Genomic DNA, 18,887 nt, shown 5'->3' on the forward strand with positions numbered 1-18,887 from the left:
AAAGTATGTTTTAAAATTGTGATGCACATCTAGAGCGTGTTTGAAAAAGGCTTTCTGCAAGATGTGCGTCACAATTTGCGGGAGATTTCGCTCGGATGAGGTTGCCGTAGCGGGCTACGGCAACCGAATTCGGGTGAAATCTCCCGCAAAGTGGGGGCGTGCAGATTGCGGGAATGATTTTTCAAACACGCTCTAGCAGAAAGCCTTTTTCAAACACGCTTTAGATCGTGCAATTACTTGAATGGAGACAACAATGGAAAAACACATACATGGCGGTGATGTGTATCATCATCAGGGGTGCATTGACTTTTCAGCAAACTGCAATCCTCTTGGTACCCCAGAGGGAATCAAAAAAGCAATCATTAAAAGTCTGGAGCATATAAACGACTACCCCCAGGTAGGCTGCACTCCCTTAAAAAAAGCCATTGCAGAATATGAGAATACGAAGCCGGATCAGGTAATCTGCGGAAACGGTGCTGCAGAAGTGATCTTTTCCCTTTGCCGGGCGGTGAATCCAAGACGGGCTCTGGTGCCGGCTCCGACTTTTGCAGAATACCAGCAGGCATTATATAGTGTGGATTGCCAGGTAGAGTTTTTTCCCCTGAATGGGAAAAAGGGGTTTGTGCTGGAGGAAGACTTCTTACAGGCATTGACAAAAGAGATTGACATTATTTTCCTGTGTAATCCCAATAATCCAACCGGGCTTCTGGTGGAAAAACCGTTGCTGGAAAAAATTCTGAAGCGTTGTCAGGAGCTTGATATTCTTATGGCTGTGGACGAATGCTTCCTGGATTTCGTTCCATCACCAGAAAAATATACGCTAAAAGAATATCTGGAAACCTATGACAATCTGTTTCTTCTGAAAGCTTTTACAAAGCGCTATGCTATGGCAGGCGTGAGACTTGGCTATGGCCTTTGCGGAAATAAAGGACTTCTGAGGAAAATGGAAGGTGTATGTCAGCCCTGGAATGTCTCTTCCATGGCACAGGCGGCTGGTCTGGCGGCTTTGCAGGAAAGAGAATATGTAGAAAAGGGAAGACAGGTGACCTTTCAGGAACGGGCATATCTGAAAGAAGAACTGGCGGCACTTGGCTATCCGGTTTATCCTTCTCAGGCGAATTACGTGTTTTTTACAGGTCCGGCGGATTTGTATGAGAAGCTGGAGCAGAAGAAGATCCTGATCCGCGATTGCAGTAATTATACCGGGCTTTCCAAAGGATATTACAGGGTGGCGGTGAAGAAACATGAAGAAAATCAGCAGCTTGTCAGGGCATTGAAAGAAATAGATAGAACCAAAGTTGAAAATGTGATTTTATAAAAGGAGGAACACATTTTGGCAAAAGCAATCATGGTGCAGGGGACAATGTCCAATGCCGGAAAAAGCCTTCTGGCAGCAGGCCTTTGCAGAATTTTTAAACAGGACGGGTACCGTGTGGCACCTTTTAAGTCCCAGAATATGGCGTTGAATTCTTTTATCACAAAAGAAGGTCTGGAAATGGGACGTGCCCAGGTGATGCAGGCAGAAGCAGCCGGAATTGCTCCTTCTGTTCTGATGAATCCTGTTCTTTTAAAGCCTACAAACGATGTAGGCTCCCAGGTAATCGTAAACGGTGAGGTTTTGGGAAATATGAGCGCCAGGGATTATTTCAAATATAAGAAAAAACTGGTGCCGGATATTATGAAGGCTTACAATGCTCTTGCAGCAGAAAATGATATTATTGTTATAGAGGGAGCCGGAAGTCCGGCGGAAATCAATCTGAAAAGTGATGATATCGTAAATATGGGTATGGCGAAAATGGCAAAGGCTCCGGTTCTTCTGGTGGGAGATATTGACCGTGGCGGTGTTTTTGCCCAGCTGATCGGAACTGTCATGCTTCTGGAAGAAGATGAAAAGGAGATGGTAAAAGGTCTGATCATCAATAAATTCCGTGGAGACAAAACCATTCTGGATCCTGGGGTGGAAATGCTGGAGGAGAGAAGCGGCATTCCGGTTGTAGGCGTAGCTCCTTATCTGAATATTCAGGTGGAGGATGAGGACAGCCTGACGGAACGTTTTGAGACAAAACGGACAGTAGACATGATTGACATTGCGGTGATCCGAGTGCCCAGAATTTCTAATTTCACAGATTTTAATCCGCTGGAGAGTATTCAGGGAGTTTCCCTTCGCTATGTAAAAAATCCATCAGAGCTTGGCAATCCGGATATGATCATTCTGCCGGGAACCAAAAATACAATGGAAGATCTTCTGTGGATGAGAGAAAATGGCCTGGAAGCGTTGATCCTGAAGGAGGCTGCAAAAGGAAAGCTGATCTTTGGAATCTGCGGTGGCTATCAGATGATGGGCGAGACTTTAAGCGATCCTCATGGAGTGGAAGCTGGCGGAACGATCAAAGGTATGGGCCTTCTTCCAATGGATACCGTTTTTGCTGAGAAAAAGACCAGAACCAGAGTGGAAGGCTCTTTCGGCCAGCTGACTGGTGCGTTTGCAAAGCTTAGTGATACTGCTCTGGAAGGATATGAGATCCATATGGGTGAGACTGCCCTGAAAGGAGATGCAAAGCCATCTACAAATATTCAGGATAGCGTAACCGGAGAGAGAAAGTCGGATGGTGCTTATCTTGACAATGTATGTGGAACCTATGTACATGGTGTTTTTGATAAAGAGGCAGTAGCTGAGGCAATCGTACAGATCATTGGAGAAAAGAAAGGTCTGGATGTATCTGGAATGACTGGTATGGATTTCCAGGCGTTTAAGGAAACCCAGTATGATATCCTGGCAGCAGAGCTCCGGAAACATCTGGATATGAAGAAGATATATGAAATCCTGGAAGAGGGGGTACAAATATGAAGGTAGAACTGGAAAATGTAAAACCAATGGACATAGAGAAAAGAAGCTTTGAGATCATCACAGAGGAGCTTGGTGATACCCCTCTGATCCCGGGAACAGAGCTGGTGGTAAAGAGATGTATTCATACAAGCGCTGATTTTGATTACGCGAAAAATCTTTGCTTTTCCGAAAACGCAGTGGAAAAAGCGATTCAGGCAATTAAAGATGGCGCCTGTATTGTAACCGACACCCAGATGGCAAAAGCAGGAATCAATAAACGCGCCCTTGCAAGGTATGGCGGTGAGGTTTACTGTTTTATGTCAGATGAGGATGTGGCGAAGATTGCGAAAGAAAATGGTTCCACCCGTGCCACAGCCAGCATGGACAAGGCGGCCGGGTTGGATAAAAAGCTGATCTTTGCCATTGGAAATGCACCTACAGCACTGGTTCGCCTTTATGAGCTGATCGAGGATAAAAAGCTGGATCCGGAGTTGATCATCGGTGTGCCTGTGGGGTTTGTGAATGTGGTGCAGTCCAAGGAACTGATCATGCATACAGAGGTACCGTACATTGTAGCCCGCGGGCGTAAGGGTGGATCAAATATCGCAGCGTGCATCTGTAATGCCTTGCTGTATATGATTGACAACAATCGGGGATAAAAAAACGGCGTATACTCTGTCTGTGGTAAATGGCAAAGTATACGCTGCTTTTACTATAAAAGTCCCGGACGGCAGCTGTGGGAGCGCCATAGGCGCGGAACAGCTGACTTTCATATATGGTGACGTCGCCGAATAGGCGACATATCCGTTTAGTCCAAAACTACAGACTTCAGCAGTTCGCAGGCCGGGACGAAATCCTGTACTGGCATGGAAGAGCAGGACATAAGTACCGTCACATCTTTCTCACTTTCTTTTAAAATTTGTAAATGCAGGCTTTTTTCAGAGGCCTGTTTTTTTAATTCATCCCCGCTTTTTTCATAAGGCAAAGTAAGAGCCAGACTGGTACCGGCTGCGCCCACCTGAATCTGACAGCCAGTGCCAAATACCTGACGGACTGAGCTGCGAAGCTGCTTTAATTTGGAGGAATAAAGTCGTTTCAGCCTTCTGGTCTGTGCAGCAAGATGACCGTCCCGGATAAATTGACACAGGGCAATCTGTTCTGCCTTGGAAGCAGTCTGGTTATAAAATCCGGCTTTCTTTTTATAAGCATTGAGAAGCTCAGGAGGCAGGATCATAAAGCTGATACGGATAGAAGGCAGCAGCAATCTGGAAAATGAACCAATGTAAACTACGCCCTGTCCTCCGGAAAGTCCGAAAAGGGAAGGGGTAGGCTTCTGGAAATAGACAAATTCGTTTTCGAAATCATCTTCGATTACCAGATGATGGCGTTCATTTGCATATTTCAAAAGCTCCAGACGGCGCTTTACCGGCATGATTTCGCCCCACTTTGTCATGTGTGCAGGAGAAACATAGACCACATCACAGTCTTTGTTACGGTAACAGATCTCATATCCATAGTCCCCGAAAACTGTGCTTCCGTGAACGAAAGAAGGGGTTGGAAAGGATACCCAGTGAAATTCCGGATATACTTCATGGATAAGAGGACAGAGAATCTGCAGCAGGCTTTGGAAACTGGCGCCTACTACAATATCATCCGGTGAACAAAGAATGTTCCGCCTCTCACGGATGTAATCTGACAAAGTTTCCCGGAAATCCGCTTCCCCCTGGGGTTCGCCGTAGGTCAGCATGCGTTCATTCTGCCGGAGGGCGCTTTTCATGTAACGGCTCCACAGGTCAAAACGAAAGCTTTCTTTATCCACACCTGAAGATGCCAGGTCATAGCGGTAATGAGTTTCTTTATGAGTACCCGGCTGGTTGTTTTTATGCTGGTGGGAGGCAATCTCTGTGACATAATAGCCGCTTTGGGCTTTTGCCATAATGTAGCCGTCTGCGGCAAGCTGAAGATAGGCAGTTTCAATAGTAGTGCGGGAAAGCTTCAGCTCCTGGGAACACTTGCGGAGAGAAGGCATTTTGCTTCCGGGTGTCATTTTCCCATCCAGGATCAGTTTCCGGTAGTATTCGTAAACTTCCATATAAAGATGCGTAGTGCGGTTTTGATTCTTTTCAATGTTTAACATAAAACTGTCCCCTCTAAAAAAGTTGAATTTGGATATTTCTGTACATACACTTAGGTGATATTTTATAATATAAACGAAAAATTTACAATAAAAATCAGGAGTGATATATTTGAAAAAAATAGCGGTAATTCAGGATCTGTCAGGGCTTGGAAAATGTTCCCTGACAGCGGCAATTCCGGTGATCTCGGTGATGGGCGTGCAGGCGGTACCGCTGCCAACAGCAGTACTCAGCAACCAGACTGGTTATCCTTCCTATTACTGTGACAATTATACAGAGCACATGGAACAGATCATGGATGAATGGGAGAAACGGGGATTTTCCCCGGATGGAATCTATACAGGATTTCTGGCTGACGAGGAGCAGGCTGATAAGATCCTGGATTTTCTCAGAAGGTTCCGGAAAGAGAAGACCATGGTACTGGTGGATCCGGTTATGGGAGATAATGGCAGTGCTTATGGAATTTATACAGAAGGTCTGCGGGAAAAGATGCTTCAGCTGGTGGGAAACGCCCATGTGATTACGCCCAATCTTACGGAAGCGCTGCTTCTTTTATATGGGAAAGAAGGGATGGAAAAAAGATATGCCAGCCTTTTGGAACTGGATGGAAGGAAAAGGCTGGAACAGATCGGAAAGATTGGGGAGCAGCTGAAAAAAGAATATGGCTTACAGGCAGCTGTAATTACTGGTGTGGAGTCTCAGACCGAATTGTGTGTACATCAGATGGGAAATCTGGTAGTAGAAAATGGTCATTTATTCTGGTGCTTTGCCCCAAAAATAGGCGGCAGTTATTCTGGAACAGGAGACCTGTTTGCTCGGTGCTTAGTGCCGGTCTGGTGAAAGAGATGTCCATGATGAGCTGTGTAGAGCTGGCTGTGAATTTTCTTTCCAAGGCAATTGCCCAGACGGTACAGGAAGGCACAGACCGGAATGCCGGAGTCTGCTTCGAGGCATATCTTGGGGAATTGTGTAAGGATTTATGAAGAAAATTGGAGAACCGTTTCAGCTGGCATAAGTAGGAAAGAAAAGGAGAGTGTAATAATGGCAGATATCGTATATTGTTATAATGATGAGGTGTATTTCAATCTGACAAATAAATGCCCTTGCAACTGTACCTTTTGCATCCGCAACAATGGAGATTCGGTAGGTGAGGCAAAAACTTTATGGTTTGACAAGGAACCAACAATGGAGGAGATTTATAAAGCAATTGATGCTTTTGATTTTTCAGGATACAAGGAAGCGGTTTTCTGTGGCTATGGAGAGCCTACCATGGCGCTGGATAAGCTGATCGCCGTCAGTGAGTATATGAGAAGCAAATATCCGGCACATTTGGACCGCGATGGGAAGCCCTGTCCGGGAATCAAGCTTCGTCTGAACACCAACGGTCTTGGAAATCTGATCAATAAGCGCTCTATAGCGAAAGAGGTCTGTCAGGCAGTTGATATTGTTTCCATCAGTTTAAATATGCCAGATGCCAAGTCCTACAACGAAGTGGTACGCCCGGCTTACGGCGAGAAAGCCTTTGATGCCATGCTGAAATTTGCGCAGGATTGCAAAAAATATACAGAAAATGTGAAATTCACGGTTGTAGACTGTATCGAGGAAGAAAACGTTGAGAAAAGCCGTAAAGTGGCAGAGAAGCTTGGAATTCCGCTGAGAGTACGGGAGTATACGGCGGAATAAAATTGAGGAAAAAAAGACATCAATGCAGATGCATCATAAAATCAGTTGGAGACACTTTCAAATGTGCGCTGGATTTATCTATGAGATTTTATGAAAAATGGAAAAATCTGCATTGGTGTCTTTTGATATCTGTAGGTTATTTTTCTGCATTTGCAAAGCATTTGAACGCAGATAAGCAAGTAGCGAAGCGGACCTGGAATGTCCGCTTTACATGCCAGACCTGTTTTATATTAGGCGTCGCAAAATTTCCCGGAACTGGGGTACACAGGCCAGTATATCCGAATTCTCAAGATAAGGCGGCTCTTTATTTTCCCAGTCCGTGATGGTACCGCCAGCTTCTCTTAAAATAACGGTAGCCCCGCTGTAATCCCAGGGCTTCAGATTTTGTTCCAGATAAGCGTGCTGCCTGCCGCAGGCTACATAGCAAAGGTCGAGGGCAGCAGAGCCGGTGCGCCTGAAATCTGCACAGTTCATAAAAATATTGTAAAATATCGGGAACAGTTTCTTTGCCCTGTCTTTTTCATAAGGAGAGGAGCCGAAAGACACCACAGCATCTTTGAATTCCGGCTGGTCGGACACATGGATAGGAGTTCCGTTCAGATAGGCACCTTCCCCTTTGGCACCGTAGAAGAGTTCCTCTGTAAAGGGATTATAGACCACTCCGAAAGTGATTTCCCTGTTTTCATAAAGTCCCAGAGAAACTGCGCTTAAATGATAATCCCGGATTAAATTGGTGGTTCCGTCAATGGGATCCAGAATCCAGTAAGATTTCCAGGAATCCAGTCCAAGGTTCTCTTTCTCCTCAGCAATCAGTGCAATGTCCGGAAATTCTTTTCCAAGAGCTTCCTTCAGGTAATTTTGTACGGCAACATCTACGTTGGTAACGTAATCGGCAGCCCCTTTTTCGGTAACCTTTTCGTGAGTCATTTCCTGGAGGATCAAGGGCTTGGCCTGCTTGACCAGCTCTATGATTCTGGCTTGGTTTTCTTTATTCATATCAGTATACCTCCTAACGTATGTCAAAAAATTTCAATAATTTGTGTGGCCTAGAGAAAATTTACCATAAACGGAAAGAAAGGGCAAATGAAAAATTAAGCAGTAAAAAACAAAGTGCTTTGCGACAGGGTTACTAAGATATTTTTTGGCTGTGTCAAAAACATTGTTAAAGAAATATCTTTACTTTATTTAAGGGGTAAGTTATAATAATTCTGCTTAAAAGAATAAATGTGCCAAGTGCTGAAAAATATATAAAATTTGTACTGTTTTCAGAAGAGGGAATCAGGTGAGAATCCTGAACGATCCGGTCACTGTATTCAGTTATGCCACATTCATATCCATTGCATTTTTATGTGAGAAGGGAATGGGGATTTAAGCTGTAAGCCAGGAAACCTGCTTGGTTCATAGAAAGAAACTTCCGTGTAAAGTGCTGTCTTTCGTATCATGTTTTTTTGTGATGCCCGCTTTTTCATGGAAGCGGACTTTTTTCTTTTAAAAACAAAAAAACAAAAGAAAAAATAAGGAGAAAAAGCATGAAAAACATGAAAACAGCAGCAGGAATGTTATGTCTGGCAGGAATTCTCAGCCTGGGAATGGGAACAACTGTATTTGCGGAGGATGGAGACAGCCATTATCCCGTAACAATCACAACCTACAATTATGAGAACGAACCGGTTGAAATGACTTTTGAGAAAGCTCCGGAGAAAGTATTTGCATATGCAAACTCCAATATCGAAGAGCTTCTGGCACTTGGTCTCGGTGATAAGATCGTAGCTGCTTACGGTCTGGACGGTGATGTGCGTGAGGATTTAAAAGATGAATTTGACAAGATTCAGTATATGGATACCAAGCCATCCAAAGAGGAAGTTGTTGCAATGGAGCCTGATTTTATTGCGGCATGGTATTCTTCTTTCAGTGATGACTGGCTTTCGGATATAAGCTTCTGGCAGGAGAGAGATGTAAATACATACATGTCCCTGAACAGTGCTGCAAAGGGACCGGCTTCTGAGTTCCCACGTACAATTGAAGACGAATATGAAGATATCCTGAACCTTGGCAAGATCTTTGATTGCGAAGACAAGGCAGAGGAAATCGTTGATCAGATGAAGGGTGAGATTGATAAAGTAAAAGAGCATGTAGAAGGAACAGACCCGTTATCCGTAGCAGTTCTTGAGGATGAGGGAGATTCCTTCCGTGTATATGGAACAGAGACACTTGGCGGAAATATTCCGGAGACACTTGGTGCAGAGCTGAAGCTTGGTGCAGAGAACTCTGAAAACGTTGGTGCAGAGGATCTGATCGCAGCTGATCCGGATGTATTATTCATGATCAACTATGATGGATTTATGACAGCTGATGAGGCAATCGCTGATATTACAGATAACCCTGCATATGCAAGCCTTTCTGCAGTTAAGAACAACAAAGTATTCTCTGTAAATCTGAACGAGGTATACTGCAGCGGTGTCAGAACCTATGATGGAATTATGACATTTGCAAAAGCATTATATCCGGATCTGTACGAATAAAATGAAAAGAAAACCGGATTTTAAAAATGGAATTTTTCATGGAAAGCCGATCTATGTGCTGGCGGTGATATTACTGACTGTGCTTCTGGTGATATCCATTCTGACTGCAGTTACCATTGGTTCTGTAGATCTTTCTGTGAAAGATGTGTATAGTGTAATTTTGTATAAAGTATTTGGAATCGGGGATCCGGAGGTTTATGGTGTAGGAGCCATGTCTGATATTGTGTGGTTTATCCGCCTTCCCCGTATTCTTCTTGCAACAGCCGTTGGCATGGGTCTGGCAGTTGCAGGTGTGGTAATGCAGGCCATTGTGAAAAATCCGATTGCAGATCCGTATATTCTGGGTATTTCCTCTGGTGCATCTCTTGGTGCAACAGTGGCAATCTTTCTTGGAGTTGGAGCCGTATTTGGCTCCAACTCTATTGGAATCTGCGCATTTATCGGAGCCTTCCTTATTTCTGTACTGGTACAGATCACTGCAAATATAGGAGGCCGGGCAAATTCAGTCCGACTTCTGCTTGCAGGTACAGCACTTGGAAGTGTGTGCAGTGCATTTTCAAACTTTGTTGTCTATATTGCGGGCGACAGAGATGGAATCCAGACAGTTACTTTCTGGCTGATGGGAAGTCTGGCAGGTGCGAAATGGGAAAATCTGGCTGTGATTATTCCCTGCGTTTTTATAGCAACCCTGTTTTTCTGCACCCAGAGCCGTATTCTCAATATGATGCTGCTTGGAGATGAGGTATCCATCACATTAGGAACTGACCTGCACAGATATCGTCAGGTGTATCTTGTAGTGACAGCACTGTTGATCGGTTTTGTGGTATATTCCGCAGGTATCATTGGATTTGTAGGACTCATTATTCCTCATGTGGTACGAATGTTCTTTGGAACCGATCACAAGAAAATGCTTCCACTGTCAGCACTTAGCGGTTCCATTTTCCTGATCTGGGCAGATGTTGCTTCCAGGATCATTATTCCCAAGAGTGAAGTCCCAATCGGAATCCTGGTATCCATGATCGGAGCACCTTGCTTTATTTATCTGCTGGTACGCAGATCTTATGGATTCGGAGGTGAGAAATCATGAAACTGACAGCTTCTGATATCCATGTGGAGCTTGGCGGAAATGAGATTCTTAAGGGAATTGACGCAGCCATAAAGGAAAAGGAATTTGTAGGAATTATAGGACCAAACGGAAGTGGAAAAAGTACATTGCTGAAATGTATTTACCGTGTACTGAAGCCAGATACCGGTGTGATCATGTTGGATGGAAAACCGCTGAACGAATATAAGGTAAAGGATTCTGCAAAAGCACTGGCAGTGGTGTCCCAGCACAACTACTATAATTTTGAATTTTCCGTACAGGAAATTGTAATGATGGGAAGGGCTCCTCATAAGAAAACCATGGAACGGGATAATGCCGAGGATTATAAGATCGTGGAAGAGTGTCTGGAAAAAGTGGGAATGCTTCCCTATCGGCACCGTGTTTTTTCCAGTCTGTCTGGCGGTGAGCAGCAGCGAATCATTCTGGCAAGAGCTCTGGCGCAAAAAACTGACTGTCTGATCCTGGATGAGCCTACCAACCATCTTGACATCAAATACCAGCTTCAGCTTCTGGATATTGTAAAAAGTCTCGGGATTACCGTAATCGGTGCTTTGCATGATCTGAATATTGCAGCAGCATATTGCGACCGGATCTATGCCATGAAGAACGGTCGTCTGGTGGCTTGCGGAACTCCGGAAGAAGTCATTACAGAAGATTTTATACATATGTTGTATGAAGTAGATGCAACTGTAAAAAAGGATGAATACGGCATGCTGAATGTTACATACCATCCTTTGCATGTGAAAAAATAAAGGAAAAGTGGAGGAAATCTGAATGAGCGATACAGCAAAAAAAGGGATCCTTGTAGTCAGCTTTGGTACCAGTCATGAAGATACCAGAGCAGTGACTATTGATGCGATTGAAAAAGAAATTGGAGCTGCTTTTACAGATTGTAAAATTTATCGCGCATGGACCAGCAAAATGATTCTCGCCAGAATTGAAAAGAGAGATCATATTCACTATGACAATGTGACAGAAGCAATGGAGCGTATGAAAAAGGATGGAATTACAGAGGTGATCATTCAGCCTACTCATGTAATGAACGGTGTGGAAAATGATCTTATGAAAAAGGATGTTCTGGCGTATGCAGATCATTTTCAGTCTGTGAAATTCGGAGCTCCTCTGCTTACAACAGAAGAAGATAATGAGTACGTGGTGAAAGCGGTTGCAGATGAGTTTTCTGTAATTAAAGATAAGGAGACGGCACTTGTGCTTATGGGGCATGGAACCGAGCACTACGCAAATGCCGTTTATGCCGCACTGGATTACAGGTTCGAGGATATGGGATATGAAAATGTGATCGTAGGAACTGTGGAAGGTTATCCTGAAATTGACCAGGTCATGAAACAGCTTGGAAAATGCGGGGCAAAAAAAGTGGTAATCGCACCGTTTATGATCGTTGCCGGTGACCATGCGAAAAATGACATGGCAGGAGAGGAAGAAGACTCCTGGAAAAATATCATCAGCAAAGCTGGCTATGAAGTGCAGACAGTTCTGAAGGGACTGGGGGAATATGAAAGTATTCGAAAACTCTTTGTGGAACATGCGAGGGAAGCGGTATGATTAAAATTGGAACACTGACCTGCCTTCATTCCAATAATGTCTGTGCCAGAGTGGGGTGCCTGAAAGCCTTTCAGAATCGCAGTGACTTTTTTGAAGGATATTCTCCGGATACACTTCTGGGAGCAATGATGACCTGTAATGGATGCAAAAGTGCAAATCCCAAAGAACCGGATGTGGATGAAGGAATTCTGGAAAAAATAGACAGGCTGGTCAGCGAGGAAATCAAGGTGATGCATGTGGGAGCCTGTCGTCTGGACAGGGAGAAAAGTGAGTGCCCAAGAATTGCCAAAATCTGTGAGATGATAGAATCCAAGGGAATCCAGGTGGTAAGAGGAACTCACAGAGAATCCTGAAACAGGATAGAGAAATCGTATAGGGGAAACTTCCAGGCAGATTGTGGAAAATAGTCTGTCTGGAAGCTTTTTTATTGCTGTGTTTTGCCTGGCTTTATTGACAATATACGCAGGAATTAGTAAAATGAGCGGTGGCAGAAAATGATATTTAAGGAGAATTACATAAGATGAGTATTTCTATGATTGGAATAGACCATAGTATGGCTCCCGTAGATATACGAGCCTTGTTTGCATTTACCAGAAAAAATGCAGGGGAGGCTATGGAAAAATTAAAGGAACAGCCGGGAATAGACGGCTGTATTATTCTTTCTACATGCAATCGCCTGGAGGTATGGGCAAGTGTAGATGATACGGCAGAGCTTTCTTTATACAAAGAGCTTTGTAAACTGAAAAACATTAATGATGATCAGTACGAGATATATTTTACAAAGCGTGAAGGCCATGCTGCTGTGGAACATCTGTTTTACCTTGCATCAGGTCTGAAATCCCAGATACTTGGAGAAGATCAGATTCTTACTCAGGTAAAAGATGCACTGGGAATTGCCAGAGAGCATTTTACAACAGATGGAGCCCTTGAAGTGCTTTTCCGAATGGCTGTAACAGCAGGAAAAAAGATTAAAACTGAGGTGCCATTTTCTCATGGAAATCCGTCTGTGATCCATCAGGCGATAGAAATGCTTGACAGACAGGGCTATTGCGTACAGGATAAGGTCTGCATGGTGATCGGAAATGGGGAAATGGGAAAGGTTGCAGCCCAGGCTCTTATGGAAGCCGGTGCAGATGTGACTGTAACCGTGCGTCAGTATCGCAGCGGAATGGTGAATATTCCATTTGGATGTAAACGAATTAATTATGGCGAAAGAATGGACTATCTGCCTAAGTGTGATCTTGTAGTCAGTGCTACGGCAAGTCCGAATTTTACTTTGCGTGAGGAACTGTTTGAAAATCTGGAACTGGAAAAAAGTATTGTTCTCATTGATCTGGCAGTTCCAAGGGATATTGAACCGGAGGTTGGAAAATTCGAAGGGATAACCTTGTTTGATATGGATAGCTTCCGCATGGAAGAAACTCCGGCTGAGCTTCAGGAAAATCTTGAGGCGGCAGGACTGATCGTGAGAGATCAGATGGATGAATTTTTTAAATGGTTAGATGGTAAGGAACTGATACCAAGAATTCAGGAAATCAAAGAGAATGCAGTGAATGACTTTAACCTGCGGATCATGAAGCCATTGAAAAACACACAGATGGATGAGCAGGAAAAAGAGAAGTTGATAAATGCAGTGGATACTGCAATGGGGAAGGTTATAAATAAAATGCTGTTTGCATTGAGAGACAGTGTGAATGAGAAAGCATTTCTGGAATGTGTAGCAGGATTGGAGAAAACATATGAAAAATAAGCGCTATTTCCCACTGTATGTGGATCTATCGGATAAGAACATTGTGGTAGTGGGTGGGGGAACCATTGCCACAAGAAGAGTGAAAGCATTATTATTATTTACCAGGAATATTACAGTAATTGCGCCGAAGATGACAGCAGATCTCTGGGAACTGGGCAAGCTGGGAAAAATTCAGATCCAGCCCCGTCCTGTGAAAAAATCGGATTTCTCTATGGCTTATATGGTGCTGGCTGTTACGAATAACAGTGAGCTAAATGAGGAAATTTACCGTACCTGTAAAGAAGAGGGAATTTATGTAAATGTTGCAAGTGATAAGAATTTGTGCGATTTTTACTTTCCCGGAATTTGTCTGAAGGATGATATTGTAGTGGGAATCACGGCCAGCGGTGTCAATCACAAAAAGGCTAAGGCAGTAAGAGAAAAAATGCAGGCACTTCTGGAAGAACTGGAAAAAGATGAGGATAGTTATGAATAAAAAAGTTGTGATCGGAAGCAGGGAAAGCAAGCTTGCCGTACTGCAAAGCCAGATGGTGAAGGACTATATTGTATGCAGGCATCCGCAAATGGATGTGGAAATCCTGACCATGAAGACTACAGGAGACAAAATACTGGACCGTACTCTGGATAAGATTGGAGGAAAAGGCCTTTTTGTAAAGGAACTGGATCGGGCGCTTTTAGAGGGCAGAAGTCAGCTTTCTGTTCATAGCCTGAAGGATATGCCTATGGAAGTCCCGGAGAAGCTCCCCATACTTGCTTTTTCAAAAAGGGAAGACGTAAGAGATGTGCTGGTTCTCCCAAAAGGCTGTGATGTTCTGGATCCTTTGAAGCCTATCGGTTGTTCCAGCCTTCGCAGAAAGCTGCAGCTGAAAGAAATTTACCCGGATATGCAGGTGAAAAGTATTCGTGGAAATCTTCAGACCAGACTGGAAAAGCTGGATAGTGGAGAATATTCTGCGTTAGTTCTTGCAGCCGCCGGTTTGAAACGTCTGGGGCTTGAAAACAGGATCAGCAGGTATTTTGATACAGAAGAAATGATTCCGGCAGCGGGACAGGGAATTCTTGCAGTTCAGGGAATTGATGGTCTGGATTATGAGTTTCTGAAAGGGTATGATGATCTGCAGGCCCATCAGGCTGCAACAGCAGAGAGAGCCTTTGTAAAATATTTAAATGGCGGATGTACCTCTCCGGTAGCTGCCTATGGAGAAATCAAAGATGGTCAGTTGAAACTTACCGGTCTTTACTATGAAGAAAAGACTGGACATTATCTGAAAGGATATAAAACAGGAAATCCTTCAGATGCAGAAAAACTGGGAACTTCTCTTGCAAAAGAACTGCAGGAGCGCTGCAAAGTGGAATACAAAGAGTCTGGCTTGCAGGAAGACAACAAAAAAGAACCGGGAAAAGTCTGGCTGGTGGGAGCTGGTCCTGGAGATGTGGGGCTTTTTACAATGAAAGGTGCCCAGGTTCTGGAACAGGCAGATGTGGTTGTTTATGACAGCCTGGTAGGACAGGGAATCCTGACCAGAATTCCTGCTTCTGCAAAACTGATCAATGTGGGAAAACGTGCCGGTCACCATACTATGTCCCAGGAGAAGATTAACCAGGTTCTTGCTGATGAGGCAAAAAAGGGCAACCGGGTAGTACGACTGAAAGGCGGCGATCCTTTCCTTTTTGGACGAGGAGGAGAGGAACTGGAGCTTCTCACAAAGGAGGGCATTCCTTATGAAGTAGTTCCTGGTGTGACTTCCCCGATTTCCGTACCTGCATATAACGGAATTCCTGTGACACATCGGGATTTCTGTTCGTCTGTTCATGTTATCACCGGACATAAGCGCAAGGGAATGGAGTACGACATTGATTTTGAGGCGCTGGTACATACGAAAGGAACTCTTGTTTTTCTCATGGGAATCACTGCCATGGAGGATATCTGCAGTGGCCTTATGAAAGCTGGAATGGATCCGGATATGCCGGCTGCTGTTTTATCCAAGGGTACTACGGCTGGTCAGCAAAGAGTCGTGGCAACTGTCGCTACATTAAAGACAGCCTCTGATCAGGCGAAAATCCAGACACCGGCCATTATTGTAGTAGGAAAGGTCTGCACTCTGGCAGATGATTTTGCCTGGTATGAGAAATTACCTCTGGCAGGCTGGAAGATTCTTGTCACCCGGCCAAAGGAGAATATTTCCAGAACTGCGGCCCTTCTTCGGGAGAAAGGTGCAGAAGTACTGGAACTTCCATCCATCAGTATTATCCCTCTGGAGGATCAGAGCAGACTGTACCAGGCCTTTTCTCATATCCGCAGCTATGACTGGCTGGTATTTACAAGTCCTGCAGGCGTGGAAGTTTTCTTTAGGCAAATGGAGAAAAAGAAGATCGACCTGCGTTCTCTTGGAAATGCAAAAATCGCGGTGATCGGTGAGGGCACAAAGAAGAAGTTTCTGGAAAGAGGAATCTATCCGGATTTCATGCCTTCTGTTTATGATGGAAATACCCTTGGAAAAGAGCTTGGCGCTCTTTTAAATGGAACAGAAAAGATTCTGATTCCAAGAGCCTCCCTTGGAAACAGGGAGCTGGCAGAAGAACTGAAAAAAACAGGTGCACAGGTGGATGATGTTCCGACTTATGAGACCGGATATGTAAGCAGTCCTCTTATTAATGAGAAGAAAGAATTTGAAGAGGGCACCATTGACCTGGCTGTATTTACCAGTGCTTCCACAGTGAAAGGCTTTGTGGAGAGCACCAAAGGACTTGATTATTCCAGGGTTCGTGCTGCATGTATTGGAAAACAGACTCGTGCAGCGGCGGATTCTTATGGAATGCAGACATATATGTCAGAAAAAGCAACCATCGACAGTCTGATCGAACTGGTTGAGACACTGAAGAGGAGTGAAGAAAAATGGAACTGATTAAGAGACCTAGAAGATTAAGGGGCGGTGCGAATTTGCGAAAAATGGTGAGAGAGACCAGAATGGACAAATCTTCTCTTATCTATCCGCTGTTTGTAATGGAAGGAAATGGAATCCAGGAAGAGATCCCTTCCATGGAAGGGCAGTACCGTTACAGCCTGGATCGTCTTCCCTATAAGCTGGAGCAGTTGGAAAAAGCAGGGGTAAACAGCATTATGCTTTTTGGAATCCCGGCTCATAAGGATGAAGTCGGAAGCGGCGCTTACGCTCAGGATGGTATTGTACAGAAGGCACTTCGGGAAGCAAAGAGCAGATTTCCAGAGATGTATTATGTGACAGATGTGTGCATGTGTGAATACACCTCCCACGGTCACTGCGGCGTTCTTTGCGGCCATGATGTTGACAACGACAAGACACTGGAGCTTCTGGCAAAAACAGCTCTGTCTCATGCACAGGCTGGCTCTGATATGATCGCGCCTTCCGATATGATGGACGGACGTGTGGCTGCCATTCGTAAAGAACTGGATCTGGGCGGTTATACCAATATTCCAATCATGTCTTATGCAGTAAAATACGCTTCTGCGTTCTATGGCCCATTCCGTGATGCAGCTGGAAGTGCTCCTGCTTTTGGAGACCGCAAGAGCTATCAGATGGATTTCCACAACAGAAGAGAGGGAATGAAAGAAGCTCTTATGGATATTGAAGAAGGCGCTGATATTATTATGGTGAAGCCTGCCATGTCCTATCTTGATATGGTATCTGAGATCTCCAAGGCTGTGAATGTTCCGGTAGCGGCCTATAGTGTAAGCGGTGAGTATGCCATGGTGAAGGCAGCAGCGAAGATGGGCTGGATCGACGAAGAGCGGATCATTGGAGAAATGGCTGTGGGAGCTTATCGTGCAGGTGCCCAGATTTATATCACTTATTTTGCAGAAGAAATTGCAAAAATGATGGAGGAAGGGAGAATCGGATAATGACAAAGTCTGAGAAGCTTTTTGAGAGAGCGGTAAAAAGAATCCCTGGCGGTGTAAACAGTCCGGTGCGTGCATATGGCGCTATTGGAGAAGCACCGAGATTTATTGAACGTGCAGAAGGTTGCTATATTTATGATGTAGATGGCAACCGCTATATTGATTACATAGATTCCTGGGGACCAATGATCCTGGGACACAATTTTCCTGCAATACGGGAAAATGTTCTGAAGGCCTGTGAAAAAGGTCTGAGCTTTGGATGCGCTACAGAGATCGAAGTGGAAATGGCTGAATTTATCTGTGACAGAATCCCGCATGTGGATATGATCCGAATGGTCAATTCTGGTACAGAAGCTGTTATGAGTGCAATCCGTGTTGCAAGAGGTTATACGGGGAAAAATAAAATCATCAAATTTGCAGGCTGCTATCATGGACACAGTGATGCCATGCTGGTAAGCGCAGGTTCCGGTGTGATGACAAGTGGTGTGCCGGACAGTGCCGGTGTTCCAAAAGGCTGTACAGAGGATACTATGCTGGCAGTTTACAATGATCTTGGCAGTGTGGAGACTCTTTTTCAGCAGGCAGATGGCCAGGTGGCAGCAGTGATCGTGGAAGCAGTTGGAGCCAACATGGGTGTAGTTCCGCCAAGGGAAGGATTTCTGCAGGGACTTCGCGCTCTTTGCGACCAATACCATGCCCTTCTTATTTTTGATGAGGTGATTACCGGATTCCGACTTGCATTTGGCGGCGCAGCACAGTATTTTGGTGTAACACCGGATCTGGTTACTTATGGAAAAATCATTGGTGCCGGAATGCCGGTAGGTGCATATGGCGGAAGAAGAGATGTGATGGAATTGGTTGCTCCGGCAGGAAAAGTATATCAGGCAGGTACTTTAAGCGGAAATCCGGTAGCTATGGCTGCCGGGCTTACCCAGCTGAAATATTTGTATGACCATCAGGAAATTTACACGGAACTGGAGAAAAAGGGAGAGCTTCTTTACGGTGGAATGGGAAAAATCGTGAAAGAAAAAGGTCTGAATTACCAGATGAATTATGTGGGCTCTCTTGGAAGCCTGTTCTTTACGGGACAGCCTGTTGTAGATTATGTTTCTGCAAAATCTTCTGACACAGTGGCATTTGCAGAATATTTCAAAAAAATGCTGAATATGGGAATTCATATGGCTCCGTCCCAGTTTGAAGCCATGTTCCTGTCAGCGGCTCATACAGATGAAATTATTATGGAAACTCTGGATGCAGTAAAGCTTGTTCTTTGAAAATGTGTGTGGTATAATTTAGACACAATTACATAAAAGAAACCAGAATACGAGTTGCTGTAATAAAATGCGGCTGTAATAAATGAACCGTGGCAGAGGATTTACTGATATAGAGAATGCAGTAATATTCAGAGCTGCACAGTGACCCGCT

General features: G+C 44.4%; 21 protein-coding genes and 1 riboswitch. Of the genes, 18 read left to right on the forward strand and 3 right to left on the reverse strand.

Annotated features, from left to right (window positions below; genetic code table 11):
* Nucleotides 1-10: 10 nt before the first annotated feature.
* Entirely contained in the window at nucleotides 11-97 is an 87-nt protein-coding gene (locus tag DW904_RS25420; protein WP_347562098.1) for a DUF6783 domain-containing protein, read from the reverse strand.
* On the opposite strand from DW904_RS25420, the gene DW904_RS25425 reads away from it, so the two are divergent.
* Genes DW904_RS25425 through DW904_RS09835 form a run of 5 tightly spaced genes read left to right on the forward strand, consistent with a single transcriptional unit; the run spans nucleotide 62 to nucleotide 3,486 of the window.
* Nucleotides 62-196, forward strand: a complete 135-nt coding sequence (locus DW904_RS25425; protein ID WP_347562099.1) for a DUF6783 domain-containing protein — start codon at nucleotides 62-64, stop codon at nucleotides 194-196. The two genes, DW904_RS25420 and DW904_RS25425, sit on opposite strands and share 36 nt — an antisense overlap.
* Nucleotides 174-224, forward strand: a complete 51-nt coding sequence (locus tag DW904_RS25430) for a hypothetical protein (protein WP_347562100.1) — start codon at nucleotides 174-176, stop codon at nucleotides 222-224. The genes DW904_RS25425 and DW904_RS25430 overlap by 23 nt, the downstream gene beginning before the upstream one ends.
* Nucleotides 225-253: 29 nt before the next feature.
* Entirely contained in the window at nucleotides 254-1,318 is a 1,065-nt protein-coding gene (locus DW904_RS09825) for a histidinol-phosphate transaminase (protein ID WP_118579943.1), read from the forward strand.
* Nucleotides 1,319-1,333: 15 nt separating this feature from the next.
* The gene (locus tag DW904_RS09830) at nucleotides 1,334-2,848 is read left to right on the forward strand and encodes a cobyric acid synthase (RefSeq protein WP_118579946.1); all 1,515 of its coding nucleotides are present in this window, start codon (nucleotides 1,334-1,336) and stop codon (nucleotides 2,846-2,848) included.
* Nucleotides 2,845-3,486 (forward strand): precorrin-8X methylmutase, encoded by a 642-nt coding sequence (locus tag DW904_RS09835; RefSeq protein WP_118579949.1) that lies wholly within the window; start codon nucleotides 2,845-2,847, stop codon nucleotides 3,484-3,486. Before DW904_RS09830 ends, DW904_RS09835 begins: the two co-directional genes overlap by 4 nt.
* A gap of 149 nt (nucleotides 3,487-3,635) precedes the next feature.
* Here DW904_RS09835 and DW904_RS09840 read toward each other — a convergent pair whose 3' ends face one another.
* On the reverse strand, nucleotides 3,636-4,964 hold the full coding sequence (locus DW904_RS09840; protein ID WP_118579952.1) for a PLP-dependent aminotransferase family protein: 1,329 nt from the start codon (nucleotides 4,962-4,964) through the stop codon (nucleotides 3,636-3,638).
* 109 nt (nucleotides 4,965-5,073) lie between these two features.
* On the opposite strand from DW904_RS09840, the gene DW904_RS09845 reads away from it, so the two are divergent.
* The 3 genes from DW904_RS09845 to DW904_RS09850 are packed head-to-tail and all read left to right on the forward strand — an operon-like array spanning nucleotide 5,074 to nucleotide 6,645.
* Complete coding sequence (locus tag DW904_RS09845) at nucleotides 5,074-5,802, forward strand: bifunctional hydroxymethylpyrimidine kinase/phosphomethylpyrimidine kinase (protein WP_243110362.1); 729 nt, start codon at nucleotides 5,074-5,076, stop codon at nucleotides 5,800-5,802.
* On the forward strand, nucleotides 5,781-5,945 hold the full coding sequence (locus DW904_RS23815) for a hypothetical protein (RefSeq protein WP_243110363.1): 165 nt from the start codon (nucleotides 5,781-5,783) through the stop codon (nucleotides 5,943-5,945). Before DW904_RS09845 ends, DW904_RS23815 begins: the two co-directional genes overlap by 22 nt.
* Nucleotides 5,946-6,003: 58 nt before the next feature.
* Nucleotides 6,004-6,645: a TIGR04100 family radical SAM protein gene (locus tag DW904_RS09850; RefSeq protein WP_202187704.1), complete on the forward strand. Its 642-nt coding sequence runs from the start codon at nucleotides 6,004-6,006 to the stop codon at nucleotides 6,643-6,645.
* A 225-nt stretch (nucleotides 6,646-6,870) separates the two neighbouring features.
* Here DW904_RS09850 and DW904_RS09855 read toward each other — a convergent pair whose 3' ends face one another.
* Nucleotides 6,871-7,641: an inositol monophosphatase family protein gene (locus DW904_RS09855; RefSeq protein WP_118579955.1), complete on the reverse strand. Its 771-nt coding sequence runs from the start codon at nucleotides 7,639-7,641 to the stop codon at nucleotides 6,871-6,873.
* 218 nt (nucleotides 7,642-7,859) lie between these two features.
* Nucleotides 7,860-8,057, forward strand: a riboswitch (cobalamin riboswitch).
* 117 nt (nucleotides 8,058-8,174) lie between these two features.
* Between DW904_RS09855 and DW904_RS09860 the strand changes: the two genes are divergently transcribed.
* The 10 genes from DW904_RS09860 to hemL all read left to right on the forward strand — a co-directional run bounded on the left by DW904_RS09860 (nucleotide 8,175) and on the right by hemL (nucleotide 18,736).
* Nucleotides 8,175-9,167 (forward strand): ABC transporter substrate-binding protein, encoded by a 993-nt coding sequence (locus DW904_RS09860; RefSeq protein WP_118579958.1) that lies wholly within the window; start codon nucleotides 8,175-8,177, stop codon nucleotides 9,165-9,167.
* A 1-nt stretch (nucleotide 9,168) separates the two neighbouring features.
* Nucleotides 9,169-10,254, forward strand: a complete 1,086-nt coding sequence (locus tag DW904_RS09865) for an iron ABC transporter permease (RefSeq protein ID WP_173716563.1) — start codon at nucleotides 9,169-9,171, stop codon at nucleotides 10,252-10,254.
* The gene (locus DW904_RS09870) at nucleotides 10,251-11,024 is read left to right on the forward strand and encodes an ABC transporter ATP-binding protein (protein ID WP_118579961.1); all 774 of its coding nucleotides are present in this window, start codon (nucleotides 10,251-10,253) and stop codon (nucleotides 11,022-11,024) included. The genes DW904_RS09865 and DW904_RS09870 overlap by 4 nt, the downstream gene beginning before the upstream one ends.
* Before the next feature lie 22 nt (nucleotides 11,025-11,046).
* On the forward strand, nucleotides 11,047-11,835 hold the full coding sequence (locus DW904_RS09875; protein WP_118579964.1) for a sirohydrochlorin cobaltochelatase: 789 nt from the start codon (nucleotides 11,047-11,049) through the stop codon (nucleotides 11,833-11,835).
* Nucleotides 11,832-12,188: a CGGC domain-containing protein gene (locus DW904_RS09880; RefSeq protein ID WP_118579967.1), complete on the forward strand. Its 357-nt coding sequence runs from the start codon at nucleotides 11,832-11,834 to the stop codon at nucleotides 12,186-12,188. Before DW904_RS09875 ends, DW904_RS09880 begins: the two co-directional genes overlap by 4 nt.
* Nucleotides 12,189-12,355: 167 nt before the next feature.
* Complete coding sequence (hemA, locus tag DW904_RS09885; RefSeq protein ID WP_118579970.1) at nucleotides 12,356-13,585, forward strand: glutamyl-tRNA reductase; 1,230 nt, start codon at nucleotides 12,356-12,358, stop codon at nucleotides 13,583-13,585.
* On the forward strand, nucleotides 13,575-14,060 hold the full coding sequence (locus DW904_RS09890) for a bifunctional precorrin-2 dehydrogenase/sirohydrochlorin ferrochelatase (RefSeq protein ID WP_118579973.1): 486 nt from the start codon (nucleotides 13,575-13,577) through the stop codon (nucleotides 14,058-14,060). The genes hemA and DW904_RS09890 overlap by 11 nt, the downstream gene beginning before the upstream one ends.
* Nucleotides 14,053-16,491 carry a uroporphyrinogen-III C-methyltransferase gene (gene cobA, locus DW904_RS25435; RefSeq protein WP_118579976.1) on the forward strand — a complete coding sequence of 813 codons (2,439 nt, stop codon included), beginning with the start codon at nucleotides 14,053-14,055 and terminating at the stop codon, nucleotides 16,489-16,491. Before DW904_RS09890 ends, cobA begins: the two co-directional genes overlap by 8 nt.
* Nucleotides 16,482-17,465 carry a porphobilinogen synthase gene (gene hemB / locus DW904_RS09900; RefSeq protein WP_118579979.1) on the forward strand — a complete coding sequence of 328 codons (984 nt, stop codon included), beginning with the start codon at nucleotides 16,482-16,484 and terminating at the stop codon, nucleotides 17,463-17,465. The genes cobA and hemB overlap by 10 nt, the downstream gene beginning before the upstream one ends.
* Nucleotides 17,465-18,736 carry a glutamate-1-semialdehyde 2,1-aminomutase gene (gene hemL, locus DW904_RS09905; protein ID WP_118579982.1) on the forward strand — a complete coding sequence of 424 codons (1,272 nt, stop codon included), beginning with the start codon at nucleotides 17,465-17,467 and terminating at the stop codon, nucleotides 18,734-18,736. Before hemB ends, hemL begins: the two co-directional genes overlap by 1 nt.
* Nucleotides 18,737-18,887: the final 151 nt, after the last annotated feature.

This window comes from Ruminococcus sp. AM42-11 (assembly GCF_003480145.1).
In the GTDB taxonomy this organism is placed as follows: domain Bacteria; phylum Bacillota; class Clostridia; order Lachnospirales; family Lachnospiraceae; genus Blautia_A; species Blautia_A faecis.